Genomic DNA, 26,013 nt, shown 5'->3' with positions numbered 1-26,013 from the left:
GAGCCTGTCGAAGGGCGGTCTCAGGAGCGCCCCACTCCGGTCCCTGAGCCTGTCGAAGGGCGGCTCGGGGACCGGGTCCTGTGCGAGGATGGGCTGATCCGAGCACACATTTGGGGGAATGATGTCGTTCACGCGAGCACACCGACGACCGGTCTTCACCATCCTGGCGATCGCCGCAGCCCTGGCCCTGGCCGGCTGCTCGGGCGGCGCCGGAGCCTCGACGCCGGCGCCGACCGAGACCGTGACGGTCACACCGACCGCCACCCGGTCACCGACGCCCACCGGCCCCGACCTCGCGGACCCGTCGTCCTGGACCGTCGACTTCACCGGCGTCGGTCCGGTCGAGCTCGGCGCCCCGATCCTCGGGACGGCGTCGCTCATGACGGCGTTCTCCGTGGCGACCCAGGAGGCGTGCCCGTGGGTCACCGCCTACGCCGCCGAAGGTCTGCCGTCGGTGTGGTTGCCCGATCCGCAGGACACGGGCGTGGTCGAGCAGATCGTGCTGCAGGCGTGGAGCGGTCCGGCCGCCGTCGCCGCGTCGTCGCCGAAGACGGACGCGGGTGTCGGCGTCGGCTCGACCCTCGCGGAACTCCGGGCCGCCTACTCCGCGCTCACCGAGCAGCAGGGCAAGTACGCCGTCTTCTACGCCGTCACCGACGACGCCGGGCACTGGATCAACTTCTCCGTGATGGACGACGTCGTCGACGCGATCGTCGTGCGTGCCGAGCCGAAGATCGACAGCGAGTACTGCGGCTGACCGTCGCTCAGCGGGCGACGGGGACGACCAGGACGTCCGCGAGCACGCCGTCGTCCACCCGCGTGGTCATCATCGTGCACTGCGGCTGACGGCGGCGGTCCGTCGGCGAGCCGGGGTTGAGCAGCCGGAGACCCGCGGGGGAGACGGTGTCCCAGGGGATGTGGCTGTGCCCGAAGACGAGCACGTCGGTGTCGGGGTAGGCCTCGTCGGCGCGCCGTTCGCGGCCGGTGGCTGCACCGGTCTCGTGGACGACGGCGAAGCGGACGCCGTCGACCTCGAACCGCGCGACCTCGGGGAGCCGCGCGCGGAGCCCCGGTCCGTCGTTGTTGCCGAAGACGCCGACGAGGCGGGTGGCGCGCTGCTCGAGGGCGTCGAGTGTCGCCTCGTCGACCCAGTCGCCGGCGTGGACGACGAGGTCGGCCGCGTCGACCGCGGCCCACACCCCCTCGGGCAGCGCCTTCGCGCGCTTCGGCAGGTGGGTGTCGGAGATGAGCAGGAGCGAGGTCGACATGCCTCAACGCAAGCGGATCGTCCCGGCCGCGTCAACCGGGTGGTGGTCGTGCGCCCGTCGACCGGTTCAAGTGACGAACCGAGCCGGCACCCAGACGGGCCGACTACAGTGGGCGGCATGCCCGCAACCGACCTGCGCTTCTCCGGGAGGATCGCCGGCTACGGCACCACGGGCGGCGTCCGCATCGTCCTCGGGCTCTGGTCGACGTCACCCTTCGGGTCCTTCGCCGACGCGATGATCGAGGACTCCCGCGGCAAGCGGCTCCTCCTGGCCCCCACGCAGGAGATCGCGGACTTCATCGCCACCACGTACACCTTCGACGACATCGAGATCGGCACGGTCGGGTGGACGCGCCTCCCCACCGGCCTCCGGTTCGTCGGCGGCCCGCTCGACACGACGCTGCGCATCGGCGGCAGTTCGCCCCTGGGACGAGCGCTCCGAGCCGTCCCCAAGCCGCTCGCGGTCAACCCGCTCTGGCTCCAGACGATCGACCCCGTCGCCAGGGTGCTGCAGCCGGGTGCGCGCACGGCGGGCTCGGCCGGCAACGGACGACGCGAGTACTACGGGGTGACGGGCGCCCGCCGCATCACCGCGGCGACGGCGAGCTGGTCGGGTGCGGACCTCGGCACGCTTGCACCGCTCGCCCCGCCCGTGCGGTTCGGCTTCGGTTCGGCCCCCGCCGACCCGCACCTCGTCGACATCGTCACCACGGTCCGGCAACCCGCCTGAGCTGCTCCGCGGCCGCGAAGCAGCCGGAGATCCGCGCGGTGGCAGGACCGGTTGCATCCTCACGTCCTGCTCTGGTGTCGATCCCCGCTTGCCGCGGCGCAGCGTGTTCAGCCCCGGCGGACCATCCACACGTCGACGTCGTCCTCGCGTTCCAGCGTGAAGCCGTGGCGCTCGTAGAGGCGACGGGCCGGGCTGCCCTGCAGCACGTTCAAGCGGAACGGGCGCGGGTCGCCGTCGTCGCGCAGCACCTGCGCGAGGACCGCGGTACCGAGGCCGGCGCCCTGGTGCTCGGGGGCCAGGTAGAAGTGTTCCAACCAGCGTTCCTCCGGCTCCGGGCGGATCGCGAACAACCCGGCAGCGACGCCGTCGAGCACGATCACCGAGGTGTGCTCCGGCCGGTACGCGTCGAGGAACCGTCGACGCACGCGGGTCTCGTCGTAGCGCCCGAGACGCTCGAGGTCGGGGCGCATCACGACGGCGCGCACCTCGGCCATCCACGTCGCATCGTCGAGCGTGGCCGGTCGGAGTGTCCATGCGGTGGGCATCCGTCCAGTCAACCATCCGTGCCCGTCGCTCGCACGCGCAGGTGCCGGGGGAGCCGCCGGTGAGGGACACTGGAGGGATCGAGCAGAGGTGGACGTGTGGGTGAGGCGACAACGGGCGGAACCGCTCCGACGGGTGGTCAGGCCACCGGGAGCGGGCTCGACTCGGTGCGCCGTCGCAACCTCGGGCGGATCGTCGAGCTGGTCCACCAGGGCGGGGTGCAGTCGCGGTCCGCACTCACGCGGGCGACCGGGCTCAACCGCTCGACGGTCGCCGCGCTCGTGACGGAACTCGCAGCGTCGGGCGTCGTCACGGAGTCGGTCCCGGTCGGCGGGCAGGGCGTCGGTCGTCCGTCGCCGCTCGTCTCTGCCGGCCGCCGAGCCGTCGCCTTCGCGGCGAACCCGGAGCTCGACGCGATCACCGTCGCGGCCGTCCGGCTCGGTGGCGAGGTCGTCGAACGCGTGCGTCGCGACGTCGACACGACCCCGACGGCAGGCGAGGCGACGGCGATCATCGCGGAGCTGGTCGCCGAGTTGGCCGCACGCCTGCCCGACGACGCGCAGGGTGGGGGCGGGATCGGGCTCGCGGTCCCCGGACTCGTGCGCGACGCCGACGGGGTCGTCCGGCTCGCGCCGCACCTCGGCTGGGTCGACGAGCCGCTCGTCGAACGGCTGCGTGCCGCGACCGGCCGGGCGGTGTTCGCGGCGAACGACGCGAGTCTCGGTGCCAGGGCGGAGCGGACCTTCGGGGCCGGCCGAGGCATCGACGACCTCGTCTACCTGAACGGTGGCGCGAGCGGTATCGGCGGCGGCATCATCGCCGGTGGCCGCCCCGTCGGTGGTGCGCGCGGCTACGCGGGGGAGTTCGGGCACACCTCGGCGACGGCCGCGGGCAACGCGCTCGAAGACGCCGTCCGCCGCAGTGAGCTGCTCCGCGTCGCCGGGCTCGTCGCCGGGGACGACGCGGTCCTCGAAGCGGCACTCGCCGCCGGCATCGCCGCGGATCCGGCCGGGCCGATGCGCGAGGAGGTCGTCCGGCAGGCGAGGACGCTCGGGCGGGCGCTCGCCGGGACGGTCAACATCCTCGACCCCGAGCTCGTCGTCCTCGGCGGGCACCTCGGGATCGTGCTCGAACTGGCCTCGGAGGAGCTGCACGACGCGGTCCGTGAGCGGGCGCTCGTCCCGCCGTTCGAGGACGTCGCGATCGTGCGTGCGGAGCTCGGGCAGGACCTCCTCCTCATCGGTGCGGCGGAACTCGCCTTCGACCGCCTCATCGCGGACCCCGCCGCCTGGTGAGTCCGTCCGCCGGCGCGGTGCGCTGACGTGAGACGTCCCCACCCGGCGTCAGCGCGGTGCGCTGGCATGACTCTGCGTGCATCGGCGCGACCGCGGGCTGAGCGCGTGAGCGCGGGTCTCCGGAGGGGCGCGCCCACGCGTGTGAGCCGCGCTCGCGTCAGCGCACCGCGCTGGCACCAGGCTCCAGGCCCCCACCACCCACCCGGGGTCAGAAGGCCGGGGGACCCGCGGACTTCCGCACGATGAGCTCGGGCTCGATCGTGCCCCGGTAGCCGACGGCGTCGACCTCGAGATTGCCGAGCAGATGCGCGACGCAGCGCCGCCCCAGCTCGTCGAAGTCCTGACGCACCGTCGTGAGCGGCGGCCAGAAGTGCGACGCCTCGGGGATGTCGTCGAACCCCACGATCGACACGTCCCGCGGCACGTCGTAGCCCTCGTCGCGGATCGCGTGGATGAGCCCGAGCGCCATCTGGTCGTTCGAGGAGAAGATCGCCGTGAAGTCGCGCACCCGCATGAGTTCGATGCCGGCGCGATACCCGAAGTCGGCCGTCCAGTCGCCGAGGATCGGCGCCGTCGTCGGCACGTCCTGGGCGCTCATCTCCGCGAGGAACCCACGCATGCGCGCCTCCGCCTCGATCCAGTCCTGCGGACCGGCGAGGTGGTAGATGTTGCGATGCCCGAGCTCGATGAGGTGCCGCGTCGCCAAGCGTCCACCGGCGACCTGGTCGACCCCGATCGAGTGGTCGTCGAGGTCGCCGCCGGACTGCACCGCCACGAACGGGACCCGCACCTGCAGCTCCTCGATGGCGCGGAACACCCGGACCTGCGGCGCGATCACCACGATGCCGTCGACCGACTGCGCGAGGAGGTGCTCCACGGCCGCGACGATCGACACCTCGCTGGTGTCGGGCAGGTTGGAGGTGCTGACGAGGTACCCGGCGTCCTTGCTCGCGTTCTCGATGGCCTGGATCATGCTCGCCGGACCGTACTGGGAGCGCTGGCTGGCGAGCACGCCGATCGTCCGCGACCGGCTCGTCACGAGGGCTCTGGCCGCCCGGTTCGGGCGGTAGTTGACCTCGTCCATGACGGCGAGCACGCGGTCGCGCGTGGAGTCGCGGATGCTCGGATGGTTGTTGAGCACTCGGGACACGGTCTGGTGGGAGACCCCGGCCAGGCGCGCGACATCGCGGATATTGGGGGCTCGCCCCCGTTCGGCGTCGTCGCTCACGGATTCCTCGGACCTCGATGTGCACGGTCACATTTCGTGCTGCACCCATTATGCACACGCCTCAGGCCGCCGAAGGATCGGCTCCGTCGGCCTCCGTGCAGCCGCCGAGCAGCCGACGACGGTACCGTTGGAGGATGGACACCGCAAGCGTCGCCCGCGTCATCGAAGCCACCGACTTCTCGGGCGTCGTGCTCGTCAAGCGCGGAGACGAGACGCTCTTCGAGGTCGCACGGGGGCTCGCCTCCCGGGAGCGCGACGAGCCGATCACGCTCGACACCCGGTTCGACACGGCCTCGATCACGAAGCTGTTCACCGCTGCCGCCGTGCTGCAGCAGGTCGACGCGGGGCACATCGACCTCGACGAGTCGATCCACGAGTACGTCGACCTCGACGGCACCACCATCCGCCGGGACGTGCAGCTGATCCACCTCCTCACCCACACCTCGGGCATCGCCGACGACGCCGACGAGACCGCCGGCGAGAGCTACGAGGAGCTGTGGGCCGAGCGCTCGGCCTCGTCGATCCGCGAGACCGCCGACCTCCTGCCGCTCTTCGCCCACAAGCCGCCGCTCGCGGCGCCTGGCGAGGAGGCGAACTACGTCAACGCCGGCTACGTCCTGCTCGGGCTCGCCCTCGAAGGGGTGACCGGCCTGCCGTACCGCGAGCTCATCGAGCAGCAGGTGTTCGCGCTGCTCGGCATGGACCACTCCGGCTTCGCCGACCGCCGCACGGGCGAGCCCGGCCTCGCGGAGGGTGGCGACGTCGACGACGACGGGGTCTGGCACTCGAACGTCGACGCCTTCCCGCCGCTCGGCGGCCCGGACGCCGGTGCGCAGTCCACGGCGGCCGACCTCGTCACCTTCCTGCGCGCGGCCCGCGACGCGAAGCTCCTCACCGCCGAGCTGACCGAGGAGTTCACCTCCCCGCAGATCGAGGTCGACGAGGAGATCTCCTACGGCTTCGGATTCGAGTTCGACGTCGACGAGGACGGTCAGGTCCGTTCGATGTACCTCGACGGTGTCAACCCGGGTGCCAGCGGCATCGTCCGCACCTACTTCGGCCCGACGGCGGCCGACGCGATCGACGTCGTCGTGCTGTCGAACTCCGAGGACGGCGCGTGGGACGTCATCCGCGCCATCGACGCAGAACTCTAGGCGACTTCCGCACCACCACTGGGATCGGCAGCGCCGGTACCCGCCGTCCGAGCGCGTCGCGCACGGCCGCCGCGCGCCCCGCGCACGCCCCGGAACCACGTCGTTGAGAGCGCGACCATACCCCGACGATCGCCGGTTATGAAAATGAGACACATCCCGACTTGACATCGGGTGGAGGTCTGGGGCTATCGTGTGACACACAATGTGAACGGTCACATTCGGAGTGACGAGGAAGTCGACGTGGGAACGAAGCGCAACGGAGCGAGCAGGTGGGCGATGAGCCTCCTCCCGAACCGCGGCACCGATCGAACCGACCACGACTCCCTCTCGGCCCGGCTTCCCGCCGGCCACCTCTCCCTGCACCCTCGCCGGCACCACGACGAGGCGTCCGCACCCGCACCCGCGAACGCCACGTAGCCGACGAGCGGCCTCGATGAGCTGGACACATCGACGCCGTTCGACCTGCGCATGACAACGACGTCCAAGCAACCCCCTAGGGAAGGAACCACACAGTGAAGAAGAGAATGCTCCTCGCCACGCTGGCCGCAGGCACGATGGTCGTGTCGCTCGCCGGCTGCTCCGGCGGCGCAAGCGGCGGATCGGGCGGCGGCGAAGGCGACGGCAAGCTCGTCGGCGTCGCGATGCCCACCAAGAGCTCCGAGCGCTGGATCCAGGACGGCAACGCCGTCAAGGAGCAGCTCGAGAAGGAGGGCTTCAAGGTCGACCTGCAGTACGCCGAGGACGACATCCCCACCCAGGTCTCGCAGATCGAGAACATGATCACCAAGGGCGCCTCCGTCCTGATCATCGCGTCGATCGACGGCACCACGCTCACGAGCGTGCTGCAGGAGGCCAAGGACGGCGACATCCCCGTCATCGCCTACGACCGCCTCATCCGCGACAGCGAGAACGTCGACTACTACGCGTCGTTCGACAACTACAAGGTCGGCGTGCAGCAGGCCAACTCGGTCCTCAACGGCCTCGGCCTCGTCGACCTCGAGGGCAAGCCCACCGAGGGCGCACCCGCCGGTCCGTTCAACATCGAGATGTTCGCCGGCTCGCCCGACGACAACAACGCCACGTTCTTCTGGGACGGCGCGCAGGACACGCTGAAGCCGTTCATCGACGCGGGCACCCTCACGGTCGCCAGTGGCCAGACCTCCTTCGAGCAGGCTGCAACGCTCCGTTGGGACGGTGAGACCGCGCAGAAGCGCATGGAGAACATCCTCACGTCGACCTACTCCGACGGTTCCAAGGTCAACGCGGTCCTGTCGCCCTACGACGGCATCTCGCGAGGCATCATCTCGGCGCTGACCGACGCCGGCTACTCGGTGGGCGACGGCTGGCCCGTCATCTCCGGCCAGGACGCCGAGCTCGACTCGGTCAAGGCCATCGAGTCCGGCGAGCAGTACGCGACCATCTTCAAGGACACCCGCCAGCTGGCGAGCGAAGCCGTCAAGATGGCCGTCGCCGTCCTGAACGGTGAGAAGCCCGAGGTCAACAACACCGAGGACTACGACAACGGCAAGAAGGTCGTCCCGTCCTTCCTCCTCGAGTCGCAGATCGTCGTCAAGGACAACATCCAGGAGGTCCTCGTGGACTCCGGGTACTGGACCGAAGACGAGATCAAGGGCTAACACCCACCGAAGTCCCCGGTCGGGCTCGGGGAGCGGATTCCGCTCTCCGAGCCTGTCTCGGGGCCCGGGTCCGCACCTCGACGCTTCGACCACCTCAGTGACCATGTCCGGTCCCTGAGTCGGACGACGTGCCTGAGGTCACCGGCCAGGCTCAACGACGACCACCAGTAAGGAGACTCAGGTGTCAGCCGAGACGACGAGCATCCTCGAGATGCGCAACATCATCAAGACCTTCCCCGGCGTCAAAGCCCTCTCGAACGTCACCCTCGATGTGCAGCGCGGTACCGTGCACGCCATCTGCGGCGAGAACGGTGCCGGCAAGTCCACCCTCATGAAGGTGCTGTCGGGCGTGTACCCGTTCGGGACCTACGAGGGCGACATCGTGTTCGAGGGCGAGACGATGGAGTTCAAGGACATCCGTGACTCGGAGTCCAAGGGCATCGTCATCATCCACCAGGAGCTGGCGCTCAGCCCCTACCTCTCCATCGCGGAGAACATCTTCCTCAACAACGAGCTGAAGGGGCCGCTCGGCCTCATCGACTGGAACCGCACCAACCAGGAGGCGGCAGCCCTGCTCGCCCGGGTCGGTCTGCGGGAGAACCCGACGACGAAGATCCTCGAGATCGGTGTCGGCAAGCAGCAGCTCGTCGAGATCGCGAAGGCCCTCTCGAAGCGCGTGAAGCTCCTCATCCTCGACGAGCCGACCGCCGCCCTGAACGACGAGGACTCCGACCACCTGCTCGACCTCATCCTGCACCTCAAGGAGCAGGGCATCACGTCGATCATCATCAGCCACAAGCTCAACGAGATCAAGAAGGTCGCCGACACCGTCACGGTCATCCGCGACGGCAAGACGATCGAGACGATCGTGAAGAACGACGTCACCGAAGAGCGCATCATCAAGGACATGGTCGGCCGCGACCTCGAGCACCGCTACCCGGACCACACACCGAACATCGGCGCCGAGATCCTGCGCGTCGAGGACTGGACCGCCCACCACCCGCAGGACCCGACCCGCGTGATGGTGGACGCCGTGAACCTCAACGTCCGTGCCGGTGAGATCGTCGGCATCGCCGGCCTCATGGGCGCCGGGCGCACCGAGTTCGCGATGAGCCTCTTCGGCCAGTCGTACGGCAGCCGGATCAGCGGCAAGGTCTTCAAGAACGGCTCGGAGATCCGCACGCGCACCGTGTCGGAGGCGATCGCGAACGGCCTCGCGTACGCCACCGAGGACCGCAAGTACTACGGCCTCAACCTCATCGAGGACATCAAGCGCAACATCTCGATGGCCTCGCTGAAGAAGCTCGAACGCGGCGGACTCGTGAACGACAACGAGGAGTACAAGGTCGCCGAGGAGTACCGCAAGAGCATGAACATCAAGGCTCCCAACGTGCTCGCGAAGACCGGCAAGCTCTCGGGTGGCAACCAGCAGAAGGTCGTGCTGTCGAAGTGGATCTACTCCGACCCCGACGTCCTCATCCTCGATGAGCCCACCCGTGGGATCGACGTCGGCGCGAAGTACGAGATCTACACGATCATCAACCGCCTCGCCGCGGAGGGGAAGGGCGTCATCGTCATCTCCTCCGAGCTCCCCGAGCTCATCGGCATCTGCGACCGCATCTACGCCCTCAGCGAGGGCCGCATCACCGGCGAACTGCCGATCGAGGAAGCGAACCCCGAAGCGCTCCTCAAGCTCATGACCATGGAGAAGCCCCGCTAAGCGGGCGCGGACGGATCGAAGGAGAACCGCAATGTCCGATCTGGACACCAAACCCACCGTCCCGGCAGGGGACGGCACCGCTGCCGGCGGCCTCGTCAACCCGGCCACGAACCGGTTCACGAGCTGGCTGACCCACATCCTCAGCGACCTCGGCAAGAACGGCATCTTCATCGCCCTCCTGCTCGTCGTCGTGTTCTTCGCCGTCATCACCGACGGCATCCTGCTGCGGCCGCAGAACATCTCCAACCTGATCGTGCAGAACGGGTACATCCTCGTCCTCGCGATCGGCATGGTGATGGTCATCATCGCCGGCCACATCGACCTGTCGGTCGGTTCCGTCGCGGCCTTCGTCGGCGCCGTCTCCGGTGTCTTCGCCGTGCAGATGCAGATGCCGTGGTGGATAGCGGTCATCCTCTCGCTCGCCATCGGTGCCCTCGTCGGCGTCTGGCAGGGCTTCTGGATCGCCTACGTCGGCATCCCGGCGTTCATCGTGACGCTCGCCGGCATGCTCATCTTCCGCGGCCTCGCGCTCGTGGTCCTCGGCAACGCGAACATCGGTTCCTTCCCGGGCGAGTACCGCGCCCTCGGCAACGGCTTCCTGAACGACGTCTTCGGTGACTTCCCGATCGACCCGCTCACGCTCGGGATCGGCGTCATCGCCGTCATCGGCCTCGTCGTGCAGCAGGTCCGCACGCGCCTCGGCCGTCAGAAGTACGGCCAGGAGACCGAGCCGTTCCCGTGGTTCGTCGCCAAGCTCGTCCTGATCACCGCCGGCATCGGCTTCTTCGTCTACGCTCTCGCCGCGTACAAGGGCATCCCGGTCACGCTCATCGTGCTCGCCGTCCTGGTGCTCGTGTACGGCATCGTGATGAACCGCTCCGTCTTCGGTCGCCACATCTACGCGATCGGTGGCAACCGCCACGCGGCCGAGCTGTCCGGTATCAAGACGCGCAAGGTCGACTTCTTCCTGTTCGTCAACATGGGCTTCCTCGCGGCGCTCGCCGGCCTCATCTTCACGGCCCGCCTGAACCTCGCCGGTCCGAAGGCCGGTGACGGCTTCGAGCTCGAGGCGATCTCCGCGGCGTTCATCGGTGGAGCCGCGGTGCAGGGTGGTGTCGGAACCATCGGTGGCGCGATCATCGGTGGTCTCATCATCGGCGTCCTGAACAACGGTATGTCGATCATCGGCCTCGGCATCGAGTGGCAGCAGGCCGTCAAGGGCCTCGTGCTCCTGCTCGCCGTCGCCTTCGACGTCTACAACAAGCGCCGCAGCGGCGGACGCTGATCCGCAGCCCCGCTCAGGCGGCGAGCTGTCCAGCACGAACGACCAGTCACCCTCAGCGATGACCGCGAACCACGGAGGCGAGCGCACCGGCGAACAGGCCGGGGCGCTCGCCTCCGTGCGTGGTCCGGGCGGTGATGCGACGGCCCCGTCGGTACCCGCACTCGAGGTGCTCGACGGTGACGAGACGGTGCTCGCCGTCGAGGCCGGCGTCGTCCACGCGGTCGTCGGGTCCCGGTCGGCGACGCGGCGCTTCGTCGACGCCCTCTCCGGCGCCGCGGGCGGACGGCGGCGACGCAGGACCGCCGAGGTCGTGCGCATCGCGGGGACGGCCGTCGCCCTCGCTTCCCGTGCGGCGTCGAGTGCGGCCGGGATCGCCGTGGTGACCGGCGGCCAGGCGATCAGTTGGACGCAGGACGTCGGCGACAACGTCCTGCTCGGCAACGAGCACGGCTCGGGTGTCGACGGCTTCGGCGCCGCGGTCCGTGCCGCCCTCCGCCTCGGCCGTCCCGGCGGCGATGCGCGCGGGAGCGACCGGGACCGCGTGGTCCGCGCGCTCGCGACGGTTGGCCTCACGACCGAGCCGACCACGGCGGTCGCGGAGCTGACCGCTCTGGAACGCCGACTCGTCGAGCTCGCGAGAGCGGTCGCAGCCGGAGCCGCCGTCGTGATCGTCGACGAGTCCGGAGCCGGACTGTCCACGCCGGAACGCGAGCGCTGGCAGACCGCCCTGCGCTCCGTCGCCGCCACGCCCCGGCCGACCGGGACCGCTCCGGTGGTCCTGCTCGTCACGGGGACGGTCACCGGTCTCGCCGCCGTCGCATCGGCGGTCACCCTGCTCGGAACCGGATCCGGCGCGAACGGCCCCCGCACGCTCCCGGTGTCGGACGCGGCCGATGAGCGGCGGGTGCTCGACGCCTTGGCAGTGGGCCTCGGGAGCGCCGCGGGTCTCCGTGGTGTGGACCGCACGAGCGACAGCGCGCGGTCCTGCCCGGATCGCGACACCCGCCCGATCGAGCGCACGGGCGGGCTGCGTGTCGAGCAGTGGCACGCGAGCCACCCCGCCGACGCCACCAGGACCGTCGTCGACGGGGTGAGCTTCGCGTGCGCACCCGGCGAGGTCCTCGGCCTCTTCGGCCCCCTCGACTCCGGTGCCGGCGAGGTGCTCCTCAGCCTGTTCGGCCGCTCGTACGGCGCCACGGTGCGCGGCGCGGTCAGCATCGCCGACGAGACCGTCGACGTCTCGACCATGGACCGCGCTCGCGCTGCCGGACTGCTCTACACGACCGAACATCCGATCCGCTACGACCTCGCGTTCCTCGGCGGCGTGCCCTCGAGCGTGTCGCCGACGTCGCTCACCCGCATGGTCTCGACCGGGCTCGCGGACGGCCGCCGGGCGTACCCGGCGACCACCGGGGTGAACGGACTGGCCGCGGCACTGCCCGGTGCGCATCGCGGCCCGACCGCCGAGCAGTTCACCGAGTCACTCCGGTCGCTCCTCGACACACCGGCGCGGGTGGTGCTCCTGGCCGAACCGTTCGGCGACCGCCGCGACGCCGGTGCAGCCGAACGCGTCGACCTCATCCGCGCCATCGCCGCCTCCGGTCGCGCGGTCGTGGTGGCCGGCGACGACCCGTCCGCGCTGGTCGAGGTCTGCGACCGGGTCATCGCCGTCCGCAACGGCCGGGCGGTGGGGGAGACCCGTCCCGACCGCGACGCCAGGGGGCATCGGGACGCGGTCCTCGCCGTCCTCGATGCGATGGGCGGGCTCGCATGAGCGGCGCTGGCCAGGCCGATGTACAACGTTGTACACTGGGATCGGCCCGGACGCCGTCGAACCTCCACCCGACCCCGGCCCACCCACCCCGAGCGTCCCACGGACGCCGCAGGCTTCCGCACCACCCGACGAACCAGCACCACCAGACGAAGGAGTCCAGCCGGTGAACACCGAGCACACCGCAGCATCCCCCAGCGCGTCAGCCGCCTCCGGCGAGACCTACACGATCGGCGTCGACTTCGGCACCCTGTCCGGCCGGGCCGTCGTCGTCCGCGTGTCCGACGGCGCTGAGCTCGGCTCCGCGGTGCTCGACTACCCGCACGCCGTCATGGACCGCGAACTCGCCTCGACCGGCGCCACCCTGCCGCCCGACTGGGCGCTGCAGGTCCCGGCCGACTACGTCGCGGTCATCAGGTCCGCCGTGCCCCGCGCCGTCGAGGCCGCCGGGATCGACCCGGCGGCGGTCATCGGCATCGGCACCGACTTCACGGCCTGCACGATGGTCCCCGTCATCGCCGACGGCACCCCACTCAACGAGCTGCCCGAGTACGCCGACCGCCCGCACGCCTACGTGAAGCTGTGGAAGCACCACTCCGCGCAGCCGCAGGCCGACCGCATCAACGAACTCGCCGCCGAGCGGGGCGAGTCCTGGCTGCCGCGCTACGGCGGACTCATCTCCAGCGAGTGGGAGTTCGCCAAGGGACTCCAGCTGCTCGAGGAGGACCCGGAGCTCTACGAGCGCATGGACCACTGGGTCGAGGCCGCCGACTGGATCATCTGGCAGCTGACCGGACGCTACGTCCGGAACGCCTGCACCGCCGGGTACAAGGGCATCTACCAGGACGGCGCCTACCCGAGCCACGAGTTCCTCGCCGCCCTCAACCCCGCGTTCGAGCGCTTCGCCGACGACAAGGTCGAGCACGAGATCGGTGAGCTGGGCGCTGCCGCCGGCACCCTCTCCGCGGAGGCCGCGGCCTGGACCGGGCTCCGTGAGGGCATCGCCGTCGCGGTCGGGAACGTCGACGCCCACGTCGCCGCCCCCGCGGCACAGGCGGTCTCGCCCGGCCAGATGGTCGCGATCATGGGCACGTCCACCTGCCACGTCATGAACGGCGACGTCCTCCGCGAGGTCCCCGGCATGTGCGGCGTCGTCGACGGCGGCATCATCGCCGGCCTGTACGGCTACGAGGCGGGCCAGTCCGGCGTCGGTGACATCTTCGCCTGGTACGTCGAGAACCAGGTCCCCGCCCGGTACACGGAGGAGGCGGCCGCGCGCGGCGTCAGCATCCACGAGTACCTCACCTCCCTGATCCAGGACCAGCCGGTCGGTGCCCACGGGCTCGTCGCGCTCGACTGGCACTCCGGCAACCGCTCGGTGCTCGTCGACCACGAACTCTCCGGCACGGTCCTCGGCCTGACGCTCTCCACTCGCACCGAAGAGGTCTACCGGGCGCTGTTCGAGGCCACCGCCTTCGGGACGCGCAAGATCGTCGAGACCTTCAACGCCTCGGGCGTGCCCGTCACCGAGTTCATCGTCGCCGGCGGCCTGCAGCGGAACCCGTTCCTCATGCAGACCTACTCCGACATCCTGCGCCTGCCGATCTCGATCACCGCGAGCGCCCAGGGTCCCGCCCTCGGCTCCGCCATCCACGCGGCCGTCGCGGCCGGCGCCTACCCGGACGTCCCGGCGGCCAGCGCCGCGATGGGCAAGGTCGACCGCGCCGTCTACACGCCGAACGAGGCCGCGGCGGACGCGTACGACCTGCTCTACGCCGAGTACGCCACCCTCCACGACTACTTCGGTCGCGGAGCCAACGACGTCATGAAGCGGCTGAAGCGCCTCCGCCGGGCCGCCCTCGGTGGCGGCTCCGACCGCCTGCCGTCCGACACCGAGACCACCGCCCTCGAAGGAGCAACCTCGTGAACACCTACTCACCGGAGATCGAGGTCGCGATCGCCCGCGTCCGCGCCGACGTCGCGAAGCTGCACGGCGAGCTCGTGCGCTACGGCCTCGTCATCTGGACCGGCGGCAACGTCTCCGGTCGGGTGCCCGGCGCCGAGCTGTTCGTGATCAAGCCGTCGGGCGTCGACTACGACGACCTCGCGCCCGAGAACATGATCCTCTGCGACCTCGACGGCAACGTCATCCCGGGCACGCCCGGCTCTGACCGGTCGCCCTCGAGCGACACGGCCGCGCACGCCTACGTGTACCGGCACATGCCCGAGGTCGGCGGGGTCGTGCACACGCACTCCACCTACGCCGTCGCCTGGGCTGCACGCGCCGAGCCGATCCCGTGCGTCATCACCGCCATGGCCGACGAGTTCGGCGGGGAGGTCCCCGTCGGGCCGTTCTCGATCATCGGCGACGACTCGATCGGTCGCGGCATCGTGGAGACGCTGACCGGCCACCGTTCGCGCGCCGTCCTCATGCAGAACCACGGTCCGTTCACCATCGGCAAGGACGCGCGGGACGCCGTGAAGGCGGCCGTCATGGTCGAGGACGTGGCCCGGACCGTGCACATCTCGCGGCAGCTGGGTGAGCCGAAGCCGATGCCGACCGAGGCGATCGACGCCCTGTTCGACCGCTACCAGAACGTCTACGGCCAGGCGCCCCAGGGCGCGCTCTAGGCCAGCCACCGCACCCCGGTCCCTGATCCCTCCCCATCCCTGAGCTCGTCGACGGGCAGGGACCGCGCACACCACTCCAGACCAGAAAGCAGACCCACCCATGCCGAAGCCCACCACCACCCTCGACCACTACACCGTCTGGTTCCTCACCGGCAGCCAGAACCTCTACGGCGAGGAGACCCTCCGCCAGGTCGCCGAGCAGTCACAGGCCATCGCAGCCGAGCTGGGCGCCGCCGCCGACGTCCCGGTCCGGATCGAGTGGAAGCCCGTCCTCAAGGACTCCGAGTCCATCCGTCGCGCGATGCTCGACGCGAACGCCGACGACAGCGTCATCGGCCTCGTCACCTGGATGCACACCTTCAGCCCCGCGAAGATGTGGATCGCCGGCCTCGACGCCCTGCAGAAGCCGCTCCTGCACCTGCACACGCAGGCGAACGTCGAGCTGCCGTGGTCGGAGATCGACTTCGACTTCATGAACCTCAACCAGGCCGCCCACGGCGACCGCGAGTTCGGCTACATCCAGACCCGTCTCGGCGTCGCCCGCAAGACGGTCGTCGGGCACGTGTCGGACCCGCGGGTGCAGCGTGAGGTCGGCACCTGGCAGCGCGCCGCAGCCGGTTGGGCCGCCACGCACGAGCTGAAGCTCGCCCGCTTCGGCGACAACATGCGCTACGTCGCCGTCACCGAGGGTGACAAGACGGAGGCCGAGCTGCGGTTCGGCGTGCAGGTGAACACCTGGAGCGTCAACGAACTCGCCGAGGCCGTGCACGCCTCGACGGACGCCGACATCGACGCGCTCGTCGCCGAGTACGAGGAGCTGTACGACGTCGTCCCCGAGCTGCGGAAGGGCGGCGAGCGGCACGAGTCGCTCCGCTACGGCGCCGCGATCGAGCTCGGCCTGCGCTCGTTCCTCGAGGCCGGTGACTTCGCCGCGTTCACGACGAGCTTCGAGGACCTCGGTGAGCTGCGCCAGCTGCCCGGTCTCGCCGTCCAGCGCCTCATGGCCGACGGTTACGGCTTCGGTGCCGAGGGTGACTGGAAGACGGCCGTCCTCGTGCGCGCCGCGTCAGTCATGGGTGCAGGCCTCCCCGGCGGCGCCTCGCTCATGGAGGACTACACGTACCACATGGAGCCCGGCAACGAGCTCATCCTCGGGGCGCACATGCTCGAGGTCAGCCCGACGCTGTCCTCCGCGCGGGCCACGCTCGAGGTGCACCCGCTCGGCATCGGCGGCAAGGAGGACCCGGTGCGCCTGGTCTTCACGGCCGACTCCGGCCCGGCCGTCGTCGTCGCCATGAGCGACATGCGTGACCGCTTCCGGCTCACGGCGAACGTCGTCGAGGTGGTCCAGCCCATCGAGGCACTGCCGAAGCTGCCCGTCGGTCGTGCCGTGTGGAAGCCGGCTCCCGACTTCGCGACGTCGGCCGCCGCCTGGCTCACCGCGGGTGCCGCGCACCACACGGTGATGTCGACGGCCGTCGGGGTCGAGGTGTTCGCCGACTTCGCCGAGATCGCGAAGACCGAGCTGCTCGTGATCGACGAGTCGACGACCACGCGCGACTTCCAGCGTGAGGTGCGCTGGAACAACGCCTACTACCGTCTGGCCCAGGGCTTCTAAGCACCCAGCAGTCCCATGAGGACGGCCTCCCACCGCACGGTGGGAGGCCGTCCTGCGTTCCGGCGTCACCGATCGTGCGGTCCGACGTCGGCGCTTGCTAGCCTGAGGCGAGGCGCCGGGGGTGGCGCGAGGAACGACGGGGGTCGACCGATGACGGACGTGTTCGAGCAGGCCGGGGCACCGGGGCAGGACCAGGAAGCGGCGACCGGACGCACCGGGCTCGGCTGGCGGCTCGCGATCGGCGGGACCGTCCTCGTCGCCGGTGTCGGCGCGGTCCTCGCGATCGTCGCGGTGACGGGCGGGTTCGCCGCGGCGGATCCGGCGGCCGCCGAGCGGGCGATGGAACGCTGCATCGAGGAGCAGGCGAGCCGGATCGTCGACGCCGGCGACCGCACGCCCGAGGAGGCCGCGGCGGAGGGCTGTGCACTCCAAGCCGACTCGGACACCTTTCTCGACGAGTACGGCGACTGACCGGACCGCTCGGGCCGGCTAACGCAGGAGCCCGAAGACCAAGCCGACGACGAAGAGTGCGAGCGCGCTCCACATGAGGATGTCGTCGAGGCTCATCCGGACGGAGAGGCGCCGACCACGGGTGCTGACCCGGCCGGCCGCCGTCGCCGTCGAGGGCGATTCGTCCGCCGCGGCGCTCCGTCGGTCACCTCGGGTCTCGCGCCACCGGGCCCAGCGTTCGACGCGGTCGTCGAGCGCATCGACGGCGTCGGCGATGTCCTGCCAGTCCTCCGGTCTGGTCGTGACGAGGTCCTTGGTGGTCACGAGCAGGAGCCAGTCGTCGACGATCTCCACGTCGAAGCCCCGCACGTGGTCGAGCAGGCGTGCCATCACGTCGGGCGTGAACAGGTAGAGCGCGTCGGCCTCGTAGCCGATCGGGCAGTACAGCTGGAAGTGGCGGTCGAACCCGCCCTCGAGGCTGAGGCGCTGCGCGTCGGCCGGGGCGCCGGCACCGGTCATGCCTCGGCGGCGGCCGTCCTGGGCGCGCAGCAGGATGTGGGGGAGCGCGACGGGCATCCGGAGCGCGCAGTAGCCGCCGAAGGGGGCCGCGAGGTTCTTGCGGTTGCCGATGACCTCGTAGTTCGCGATCTCGATGCCGCGCGGCTCCCGGCTCCGGAACACCCGGTGCAGGTTCGCGGACCCGCGGCTCCGCCAGGGCATGTCGCGCTGCAGGGCGATGGGACCGACCCGGTAGTCGAACCCGTTCGCCTGGGCGAAGGCGGCGAGACGGAGGTGCGTGCGCTTCAGGGTCCTGCGCGACCAGACCCGGATGGTCATCCGGACGAGGATCACGGCGAGGAGGATCATGACCACCACGAGGGTGCCCATGCCGAAGGCGATCCCACCGGCGTTCCTGCCGACCTGCGCGTAGGCGAGCAGGCCGACGAGCCCGAAGAAGAAGATGCCGAACAGCCCGCCCAACGCGCCGAGGGTGGTGGTGAGCCGTCGGAGTCGCCCGATGCGATCGCGTGCGTCGCGGTCCTCCGCCACGAAGGTCGGCCACTGCGCTCGGACCTCGTGGCCGGGAAACGGTCGGGTGAGCGCACTCGTGTCGAGTGGTTCGGGGAGCGCCTGCACGTCCTTCAGCCTACTTCCGCGCTCGTGGCCGGAAATCGGCGAGGCATGGCCGGGAATCCCTCGGCGCGGCTCTGGCCACGCGCCAGAATGAAGGCATGACCGAACAACGCGCCGTCCTCGATGCCTCCGTCAGCTTCCTGAACGGCGGTGGCCTCGCCGTCGAGGACTTCCGCCTCGACCTGCCACCGGCCGTCGCCCAGGCGAAGGGGAAAGCGCAGCAGCAGGAGGTCGGTCGGCTCCTCGTCACCCACCTCGGGCTGGCGATGGTCGGTGAGATCCGCATCACGAAGCTCGAGATCGTGCGCGAACAGCACAAGGGCTCGCGCGGCATCCTCGCTGCAGCGGCGGCCGCGGGGCTCGAGCTCCCCGCTGAGACGACGGCTGAGACGCAGCGGCGGCCGCGCCCGGAGGGACGGCTCGTGGAGCTGAGCCACCCGATCCGCGCCGGACTCCGCACCTACCCGGGCCTGCCGGAGCCGGTGATCCGCCCCTTCCTCACCCGCGAGGACTCACGCGCGAACTACGCGGAGGGGACCGAGTTCGCGATGGACGTCATCGAGATGATCGGCAACACCGGTACCTACCTCGACAGCCCGTTCCACCGCTACGCCGGCGGAGGCGACCTCGCGAGCCTGACGCTCGACCGACTCGTCGACCTCCCGGCCGAGGTCTTCCACCTCGAGGACTCGTCCGAGCGCGGCATCGACGCGAACGTCTTCCTCGACCGCGAGCTGCGCGGGACCGCCGTGCTCCTGCACACCGGCTGGGACCGGCACTTCGAGACCGACGCGTACCGCTTGAACGCGCCCTACCTCGCGGAGGACGGTGTCCGACACCTCGTCGAGCAGGGCGTGGTCCTCGTCGGCATCGACTCCATCAACATCGACGACACCGAGCCGGGTTCCGGCGGAGCGCGCCCGGCACACTCCCTCCTGCTCGACGCCGGGATCCAGGTGGTCGAGCACCTGACCGGTCTCGAGCAGCTGCCCGCGAGCGGCGCGACGTTCACCGCCACCCCACCACTCGTCGAGGGCTTCGCGACGTTCCCGGTGCGCGCCTTCGCCCGCTTGCCCTAGGCCGGGGACCGTCGCCGTCGGACGGGCGCTCCGGGCACCCGTCCGACGGCGTCCGTCACTCCTCGATCTCGGCGCGCAGGAGCGCGGCGTCCGTGTGCTGCTCCAACCGCTCGTGCGCGTCGGCGAGTTCGGCCGTGACCGTCGTCCAGTCCGGTGAACCCGCAGGCAGCCGCCCGCGCGCGGAACGGAACAGCTCGACCGCGCCGAGGTGGTCGTCGACCGCCGCACGTGATCGCGCCCCGAACACCTCGGCGACCGCGGCACCGTTCTCGTCACCGGCCGCCACGAACCCCGCCGCCGCGCGACGGGCGGTCGCCGTCGCGTCGTCGGCCCGTCCGAGCGCGCCGAGGGCCCTGGCCTCAGAGTCGGTGATGTCCGCCACGAGCCACGCCGCCTCGTGCGCGGTCGCGAGCCCGCGGGCCTCCTCGAACAAGGGGAGCCCGGTGTCGTCGCCGAACGCCGCCCGTGCGCTCGCCGCCCGCTGGAGTGCCTGGACGAGCAGCTGCGGATCCTCCAGACGACGCGCTGCCGCGAGGGCCTGGTCGACGACCTCGACCGCATCGTCGTCCTCGAACTGGAGGAGCAGGGTGCTCAGACCGAAGCCCGTGCGGATGACGACCTGGTCGTTCCCGACCGCGGCGGCGTCGTCGAGTGCAGCACGCCACACCCCGTACGCCATGCCGTGTTCGCCGATCATGCGCGCCGCCTCGCCCATGTTCGCGAGGAGGTCCGCGAGTTCACCGGGGGCCGCCTGCTCGCGCCGCGCCTGGTAGACCTCGTCATAGTGCTCGAGGGCCGTGGCGGCGTCGCCGGCGAACTGCAGGTACCGGGCCAGCTGCAGGGTGAGCGAATCGACGTCCTCGACCTCGGCTCGCCGAGCATGCGTGATCGCGAGCTGCATCCGGGCCGCCGCCTCGCGGTCGCGGTCGGCGTCGCTCAGGAGCGCGGCCGAGAGGGTGCAGGCCTGGATGATGCCGAGCCGGTTGCCGAGCGTGGTCTGGAGGCCGACGAGCTCGTCGGCGAGGGCGACCCCCTCGGCGAACGCCCCGGCTCCGCCGAGCATGCGGGTGCGGAGAGTCAGCGCCGGGAGCCGGACAGACGCCCGCTGCCCGGGCTCGAGGAGTGGGTCGAGGAGCTCTTCGGCCTCCTGGATCCGTCCGGTCACCGCGAAGAGGTGGGCGTGCAGCAGCCGCGCCGGGGGGCCGGCCTCGCCGGGATCGTCGACGGCCGCGGCGAGGACGGCCTCGCCGGCGAGTCGGTCGGCGATCCCCATGAAGCGCTCCGCCGCCTCCTGCTCGGTCTGCTGCCCGGCGAGCTCGAAGGCATGCCGGGCGGTGATGACCAGGGTGTGGATGAGCCGGTCGGGATCGACGGGGACGAGGCGGGCCTCGTCGAGTTCCGCGAGCAGCGCCGTGAGTCGGTCCTCCGTGGCCGTGCCGAGGAGCGCTGGACCGAACCGGCCCTCGAGCTCGGCGACGGCGTTTCGGCCGGCGGCACGGAGAGCGATGCCGCGGTCGGTCCACGCAGCACCCGCGCGTCCCTCGTCGCCCTCGATGACGGCCGCTTGCGTGATCACGCCGAAGAGCCCGGCGCGGAGGTTCTCGTCCGGGTCCGACTCGTCGGCGAACAGGGCGAGACCCTGTTCGGCCGCGACGATCGCCCCCGTGGTGTCGGCGCTCTGGAGGAGGGCCGAGGTGCGTTCGCGCCACTCGGCGGCGGAGGCCGCCGGCTCCGGTTCGACGACGGGTGCGGCGAAGCCCTCGACGGAGAGCGGGAGGTCCCAGTGCTCCGTCGCGAGCGCGCGAGCCGCCTCGAGCCGCGCGGTGCGGAAGTCGTTGCCGTTCCGTTCGTCGAACGCCCGGGCGAGCCGTTCGGCCGAGGCCCACGCCCGCTCGGCGATCGCGGCCACGGTCCAGTCCGCGTCGTCGCGCGGGGCACCGTCGGTGGCGTCGGCCGGCGCCATCCCGAGGTATCGCGCGAGCTCGGGGGCGTCGGCGCCACGCACCGGCAGCCCACCGTGGCCGGCCCGCGTGACCGCGTCGAGGAGCACGCCGACCGCGGTGAGGCCGTCGGTGTGCCCGGACAGGTTGATGGGGTCGTTGACGAGGGTCGGGAGGTGACGCTCGAGCATCGCGAGGCCACGTGCCTCGTTACCGGTGACCGCGCAGAAGATCAGGTGGTCGGCGATGATGCCGAAGCCGTCCGCGTTCGAACGCGCCACCCGGTAGCTGCGCTGGTGGGCCGCCTTGGCGTCGTCGAGTCGGCCGGCGCGCAGGTAGGGGAGCAGCGCCTGGGCCTCGCTCGTCTCCGGCTCCTCGCCGCAGCTCATGCGGTTCTCGAACATCTCGTCGTAGATCCGGATCGCCTCGTCGTCGTGCCCGCGGAGCTGATGGAACCAGGCGTCCTCGTTGCGGACGCAGGCCTCGCAGTGGCTGTACCGGTCGTCCTCGATGCTCGACCGGCGTTCGAGGAGCGTCGCCGCCTCGTCGAGCCGTCCGGTGACCGTCGCGATGTGGAACTGCGACTGCACGACGCCGCTCATCGTGGCACCGGCCGCCGCGTACCTGGCCTGCATGTCCTGGTGCATGGCCTCGATCTGCGCGAGCGAGAAGGTCGGGTTCGTCGACAACCGTCCGGCCATCCACTTGTACTGGAAGAGGAGGTCGCAGCCGTCGACCGTGATCGGGAAGCGCTGCGGGTCGGCGTCGTGCTTGCCGACGCACCACCCGAAGGAGCTGAACATGGTGTCGGTGTCGCCCGTCATGTGGGCGGACTGGGTCAGCCGCATCCGGGTCGCGTACGCGGCCTCCTCGTCGCCGGCCGCGTCGGCGCGTCGCAGCGCCTCGTCGAGGAGCGCGCGCTCGGCGGGGCCGCACGGCAGGGTGTCGGCCTCCGCGAGGAGGTCGTCGACACTCGCGTCGGGGTCGAGGTCGGTGGAGACGGGGGTGGTTGCGGAGTCGTTCATCGGAGTTCCTTGTCGTCGAGACCGACACTGAGGCCGATCAGGTCGGTCATGGCTGCGTCGAGCATGCGGCGGTCGCGGGCCTCGAGCGGGCGGTGGCCGGCGAGGAGCGCCTGCACGTAGAGGAGTTGGATGCTGCGCTCGAACACGAGGTCGTCGCCGAGCGTGGCCAGCCGGCGCACGAGCGCCGCGTTCCAGTTCAGGCACAGGCGTGCCGCGGCCGTCGCATCGCCGTCGTCCGGTTTCGCCTCGGCGAGGAAGGAGTCGACCGCGCCGACGACCTGGGACCAGATGCCGGGGGCGACGGCGGCCGCACGGTGGCGTTCGAGGCGGCGGAGCACCGAGGGGTCGGCGACGTACAGGGCCGCGAGATCGTCGGGGCGGTAGCGCCTGACGGACACCCGGCACTCGACCTCGTCGAGCACGCGGCTGGCGCGGTCTTCCAAGGCGGTCGTCGTGGCGAGGTCGTCGAGGTGGGGTGGCTCGAGGTTGTCGAGCTCGTCGGCGACCGTCACCCGTTCGACCCGGACGCCGTCGATCAACGACGGCAGGCGCTCGAGGATCTCCTGGTCGTAGACGTACCCGCCGTTGACGATCGGGGAGGCCGGGTCGACGACCGCGGCGATCTGCCGGAACTCGTCCCGCGTCGCGGTGTACCGGATGACCCCGGTCTGCGAGAGGTGCTCGTCGATCGTCATGGTGCCGGCGGAGGTCTCGATCGGCAACCACCGGACCACCGCGGTCGCGAGGTCGTCGTCGTGCGCGGCGATGGCCTTGATGCCGAGCTGATGGACGCCGATGAACTCCTGCAAGCGGTGCGGGCGCTGGCGGGCGAGGTCGAGGATCCAGCGTCGGAGCGCGGCGCCGATCGCCTCCCGCGTGAACTCCAGAGCGTCGTCCTGGACGAGTTGTTCGCGCGAGGCCGTCGGGCGAAGGCCGGTGGTGTCGACGATGCAGCGGACGAAGAACGCCCAGTCCGGCAGGAGGTCGTCGACCTGCTCGCTCAGGAGCATGCCGCCCAGGTAGACCCGGCTCGCCTGCCGTGCACCCGGCGGCGGTGGCGAAGGCAGGACGAAGGCGGTGCCCCGGGTGTCGGTGCCGGGCACCACGATCTCGACGGCGTCGAAGGGGCGCGTGCCGAGGAGCTCCTCGCCGAACGCGAGCAGCTCCTCCCGCGGGGTGGTCGTCGGGGTGCGGAACACCGGCTCGACGTTCACGCGCGTGGTGGTCGACGTCGTCGGGTCGACCACGTCGACGTCGAGGTCGAGGTATCGCCCGAAACTCGTCGCCAGGCCGAGGACCGCCCCGTGTCCGAGCAGGCCGCCGTCGTGGAGCGGGCCGTCGAGGCGCGGCTCCAGCAGCACCTCCGAGCCGATCGGGCGTGCGGCGGTCGTCCGCTCGTCGAGTTCCCGGATGGTGAAGGTGCCGTCGGTGTGGCCGATCCACTCGATGGCCGGTCCGCCGCGGGCCGAGCGGCTGTGGACGGTGATGGTGTCGGCGACCATGAAGCAGCTGAGGAGTCCGATGCCGAACCGGCCCAGGTAGTCGCCGCGCTGGAGCTCGTCGAGGTCGCCGCGTTTCGAGCTGCGCCCGACCGTGGCCAGCAGCTCGGCCGCCTCGTCGCGCGTGAGCCCGATCCCGTTGTCCTGGAAGCGGAAGGGCGAGCCGGCGCCGCCGGGTGAGCCAGCCACATGCGGGGTGATGAGCAGCGCGCCGGAGGGTGCCGTCGGGTCTTCGGCGCGACGGGCGGCGACCGCGTCGCGACCGTTCTGCAGGAGTTCGCGCAGGTAGACGCGCGGGCCGGAGTAGATGTGCCGGCTCAGCAGGTCGACGACTCCGCGGAGGTCGACCTGGAACGGCAGCGGGGCTCGGGCGTCGTCTGGCATGGCTCTCTTCCGTCGGCGGCTGCTGCGTCGGAGACCGGCGGGCCACCGGTTCCGGTCAGGCGGCTTGGCGGACGTCTCGACCGCGGTCACCTGCAGCCGGAACAGCCTAGCGGGCGTCGCGAAACGGACGCTGGGTCCCTCCTGCGGGAACCGCGCGGTCAGCCCGCCGCACAACGGCTGTGGAGCGAGGTCGCGACGGATCAGGCGGCGGATGTCGTCGCGGAACGGTGCCACCGGCTGCTAGCCTTGATCCTCGTTCTCGAATCGATTCGACATCGGTTCCGCACCGCCTCCCGCTCCACCCACACCTCGCTAGGAATCCGTACACCCGTGCACACCGCAGGAATCACCGTCGTCCACCCGGGCGACTCGCTCTCAGGCCGGCAGCGCCTCGTCTACATCCTCGTGCTCGGCGCCCTCACCGCGCTCGGCCCGTTCACGATCGACCTCTACCTGCCCGCGTTCCCCATCCTCGAACAGGATCTCGACGTCCCGGTCAGCCTCATCCAGTTGACCCTCACGGGCACGACCATCGGGTTCGCGGTCGGGCAGCTCTTCATGGGGCCGTGGAGCGACAAGGTCGGTCGTCGCCTGCCGCTCATCCTGGCGACGAGCATCCACATCGCAGCCTCGGTCGGTGCGGCCTTCGCACCCGACATCGGCTGGCTCATGGTGTTCCGGGTCCTGCAGGGTGCCGGTGCCGCAGCCGGCGGTGTCGTCGCGATGGCGATGGTCCGCGACCTCTTCGGCGGGAAGCCCCTCGTCCGGATGCTGTCGCGCCTCGCGCTCGTCAACGGCCTCGCGCCGATCGCCGCCCCGGTCATCGGGTCGCAGCTGTTGCTCGTCCTCGACTGGCGGGGGCTGTTCGTCTTCCTCGCCGCGTACGGCCTGTTCGTCGTGGTCGCGGTGTCGCTGTGGATCGTCGAGACCCTGCCGCCCGCACGGCGTCGCGACGCCGGTCACAGCACCGTCCGCGACCGCTACCGTTCGGTGTTCAGCGACCGCGTCTTCGTCGGAGTCGCCCTCATCGGTGGCATGAGCTTCTCCGGGCTCTTCGCCTACCTGTCGAGCTCCTCGTTCCTGTTCCAGGAGGTCTACGACTTCGACGCGCAGGAGTACGGACTCCTGTTCGCCGTGAACTCGCTCGGGATCGTCGCCGGCGTGCAGATCTCCTCGCGCCTCATGCGCTGGTACGGGCCGCAGTGGATCCTCGCCTGCACCACGATCGTCCAGCTCATCTCCGCGCTCACGATCGTCGCACTCACCATGGCCGACGTCGGGTTGTTCGGGGTGCTCGTGCCCCTGTTCTTCTTCATCCTCTCCTGCGGGTTCGGCTTCCCGGCGGTCCAGGTCCTCGCCCTGGCGAACCACGGACACGAGGCCGGAACGGCGGCGTCGCTCCTCGGCGCGCTCAACTTCGGTCTCGCCGGGATCATCTCGCCCATCGTCGGGGTGTTCGGCATCGGCACGGCGATCCCGATGGGTACCGTCATGGCCGCCACCTCGGTCGTGTCGGTCTGCGCCCTCTGGTTCATCGTGCAGCCGAAGAAGGTCCCGGCGCTCGCCGGCTGACGCATCTCTTGTGCTGCGCCAGCGCGGTGCGCTGACGCGAGCGCGGGGCTA

Annotated in this window: 21 protein-coding genes; 15 read left to right on the top strand and 6 right to left on the bottom strand. The window is 70.8% G+C overall.

All coding sequences use genetic code 11. The features are described from left to right. Window positions 1–118: 118 nt before the first annotated feature. A complete protein-coding gene (locus ASE44_RS00775) occupies window positions 119–757 on the top strand; it encodes a hypothetical protein (RefSeq protein WP_056776513.1) in 639 nt (212 codons plus the stop codon). A gap of 7 nt (window positions 758–764) precedes the next feature. Here the strand turns inward: ASE44_RS00775 and ASE44_RS00770 are convergent, their stop codons facing one another. Further along, on the bottom strand, window positions 765–1,268 hold the full coding sequence (locus tag ASE44_RS00770) for a metallophosphoesterase (protein ID WP_056776510.1): 504 nt from the start codon (window positions 1,266–1,268) through the stop codon (window positions 765–767). A gap of 117 nt (window positions 1,269–1,385) precedes the next feature. Here ASE44_RS00770 and ASE44_RS00765 point away from each other — a divergent pair, with 117 nt between their 5' ends. After that, window positions 1,386–1,997: a hypothetical protein gene (locus ASE44_RS00765; RefSeq protein ID WP_200920982.1), complete on the top strand. Its 612-nt coding sequence runs from the start codon at window positions 1,386–1,388 to the stop codon at window positions 1,995–1,997. Between the two features lie 107 nt (window positions 1,998–2,104). Here the strand turns inward: ASE44_RS00765 and ASE44_RS00760 are convergent, their stop codons facing one another. Beyond that, the gene (locus ASE44_RS00760; RefSeq protein ID WP_056776509.1) at window positions 2,105–2,542 is read right to left on the bottom strand and encodes a GNAT family N-acetyltransferase; all 438 of its coding nucleotides are present in this window, start codon (window positions 2,540–2,542) and stop codon (window positions 2,105–2,107) included. A gap of 96 nt (window positions 2,543–2,638) precedes the next feature. Here ASE44_RS00760 and ASE44_RS00755 point away from each other — a divergent pair, with 96 nt between their 5' ends. Continuing rightward, window positions 2,639–3,835 (top strand): ROK family protein, encoded by a 1,197-nt coding sequence (locus ASE44_RS00755; RefSeq protein ID WP_056776506.1) that lies wholly within the window; start codon window positions 2,639–2,641, stop codon window positions 3,833–3,835. 208 nt (window positions 3,836–4,043) lie between these two features. On the opposite strand, the gene ASE44_RS00750 is transcribed toward ASE44_RS00755, so the two are convergent. Then, complete coding sequence (locus tag ASE44_RS00750) at window positions 4,044–5,063, bottom strand: LacI family DNA-binding transcriptional regulator (RefSeq protein WP_056014246.1); 1,020 nt, start codon at window positions 5,061–5,063, stop codon at window positions 4,044–4,046. Between the two features lie 134 nt (window positions 5,064–5,197). Here ASE44_RS00750 and ASE44_RS00745 point away from each other — a divergent pair, with 134 nt between their 5' ends. From ASE44_RS00745 to ASE44_RS00705, 10 genes are all read left to right on the top strand, one after another. Further along, entirely contained in the window at window positions 5,198–6,217 is a 1,020-nt protein-coding gene (locus tag ASE44_RS00745) for a serine hydrolase (RefSeq protein WP_056776504.1), read from the top strand. A gap of 240 nt (window positions 6,218–6,457) precedes the next feature. After that, window positions 6,458–6,634 (top strand): hypothetical protein, encoded by a 177-nt coding sequence (locus tag ASE44_RS18340; protein ID WP_157579740.1) that lies wholly within the window; start codon window positions 6,458–6,460, stop codon window positions 6,632–6,634. Window positions 6,635–6,741: 107 nt separating this feature from the next. Beyond that, on the top strand, window positions 6,742–7,854 hold the full coding sequence (gene chvE, locus ASE44_RS00740; RefSeq protein ID WP_056014252.1) for a multiple monosaccharide ABC transporter substrate-binding protein: 1,113 nt from the start codon (window positions 6,742–6,744) through the stop codon (window positions 7,852–7,854). Window positions 7,855–8,065: 211 nt separating this feature from the next. After that, window positions 8,066–9,574, top strand: a complete 1,509-nt coding sequence (gene mmsA, locus ASE44_RS00735) for a multiple monosaccharide ABC transporter ATP-binding protein (protein WP_056014741.1) — start codon at window positions 8,066–8,068, stop codon at window positions 9,572–9,574. A gap of 31 nt (window positions 9,575–9,605) precedes the next feature. Then, a complete protein-coding gene (gene mmsB, locus ASE44_RS00730) occupies window positions 9,606–10,859 on the top strand; it encodes a multiple monosaccharide ABC transporter permease (protein ID WP_056014255.1) in 1,254 nt (417 codons plus the stop codon). 58 nt (window positions 10,860–10,917) lie between these two features. Beyond that, window positions 10,918–12,633: a hypothetical protein gene (locus ASE44_RS00725; protein ID WP_056776502.1), complete on the top strand. Its 1,716-nt coding sequence runs from the start codon at window positions 10,918–10,920 to the stop codon at window positions 12,631–12,633. Window positions 12,634–12,796: 163 nt separating this feature from the next. Beyond that, entirely contained in the window at window positions 12,797–14,557 is a 1,761-nt protein-coding gene (gene araB / locus ASE44_RS00720) for a ribulokinase (RefSeq protein ID WP_056014261.1), read from the top strand. Then, on the top strand, window positions 14,554–15,261 hold the full coding sequence (locus tag ASE44_RS00715; protein WP_056014264.1) for an L-ribulose-5-phosphate 4-epimerase: 708 nt from the start codon (window positions 14,554–14,556) through the stop codon (window positions 15,259–15,261). The genes araB and ASE44_RS00715 overlap by 4 nt, the downstream gene beginning before the upstream one ends. Window positions 15,262–15,361: 100 nt before the next feature. Continuing rightward, window positions 15,362–16,879, top strand: a complete 1,518-nt coding sequence (gene araA, locus ASE44_RS00710; protein WP_056014267.1) for an L-arabinose isomerase — start codon at window positions 15,362–15,364, stop codon at window positions 16,877–16,879. 150 nt (window positions 16,880–17,029) lie between these two features. After that, complete coding sequence (locus ASE44_RS00705; RefSeq protein WP_056776500.1) at window positions 17,030–17,350, top strand: hypothetical protein; 321 nt, start codon at window positions 17,030–17,032, stop codon at window positions 17,348–17,350. A gap of 18 nt (window positions 17,351–17,368) precedes the next feature. Here the strand turns inward: ASE44_RS00705 and ASE44_RS00700 are convergent, their stop codons facing one another. Continuing rightward, entirely contained in the window at window positions 17,369–18,466 is a 1,098-nt protein-coding gene (locus ASE44_RS00700; RefSeq protein ID WP_056776497.1) for a hypothetical protein, read from the bottom strand. A gap of 95 nt (window positions 18,467–18,561) precedes the next feature. On the opposite strand from ASE44_RS00700, the gene ASE44_RS19070 reads away from it, so the two are divergent. Continuing rightward, window positions 18,562–19,542: a cyclase family protein gene (locus ASE44_RS19070; protein ID WP_056776494.1), complete on the top strand. Its 981-nt coding sequence runs from the start codon at window positions 18,562–18,564 to the stop codon at window positions 19,540–19,542. Window positions 19,543–19,597: 55 nt separating this feature from the next. Here the strand turns inward: ASE44_RS19070 and ASE44_RS00690 are convergent, their stop codons facing one another. Together ASE44_RS00690 and ASE44_RS00685 are read right to left on the bottom strand one after the other, a co-directional pair. Further along, entirely contained in the window at window positions 19,598–22,507 is a 2,910-nt protein-coding gene (locus tag ASE44_RS00690; protein ID WP_056776491.1) for a hypothetical protein, read from the bottom strand. Continuing rightward, window positions 22,504–24,390 (bottom strand): HSP90 family protein, encoded by a 1,887-nt coding sequence (locus ASE44_RS00685; protein WP_056777045.1) that lies wholly within the window; start codon window positions 24,388–24,390, stop codon window positions 22,504–22,506. Before ASE44_RS00685 ends, ASE44_RS00690 begins: the two co-directional genes overlap by 4 nt. Window positions 24,391–24,720: 330 nt before the next feature. On the opposite strand from ASE44_RS00685, the gene ASE44_RS00680 reads away from it, so the two are divergent. After that, window positions 24,721–25,962, top strand: a complete 1,242-nt coding sequence (locus ASE44_RS00680; protein ID WP_235522512.1) for a multidrug effflux MFS transporter — start codon at window positions 24,721–24,723, stop codon at window positions 25,960–25,962. Window positions 25,963–26,013 lie beyond the last annotated feature (51 nt).

Source organism: Plantibacter sp. Leaf1 (assembly GCF_001421315.1).
In the GTDB taxonomy this organism is placed as follows: Bacteria; Actinomycetota; Actinomycetes; order Actinomycetales; family Microbacteriaceae; genus Plantibacter.
This window is presented reverse-complemented; position numbering and strand designations above follow the sequence as displayed.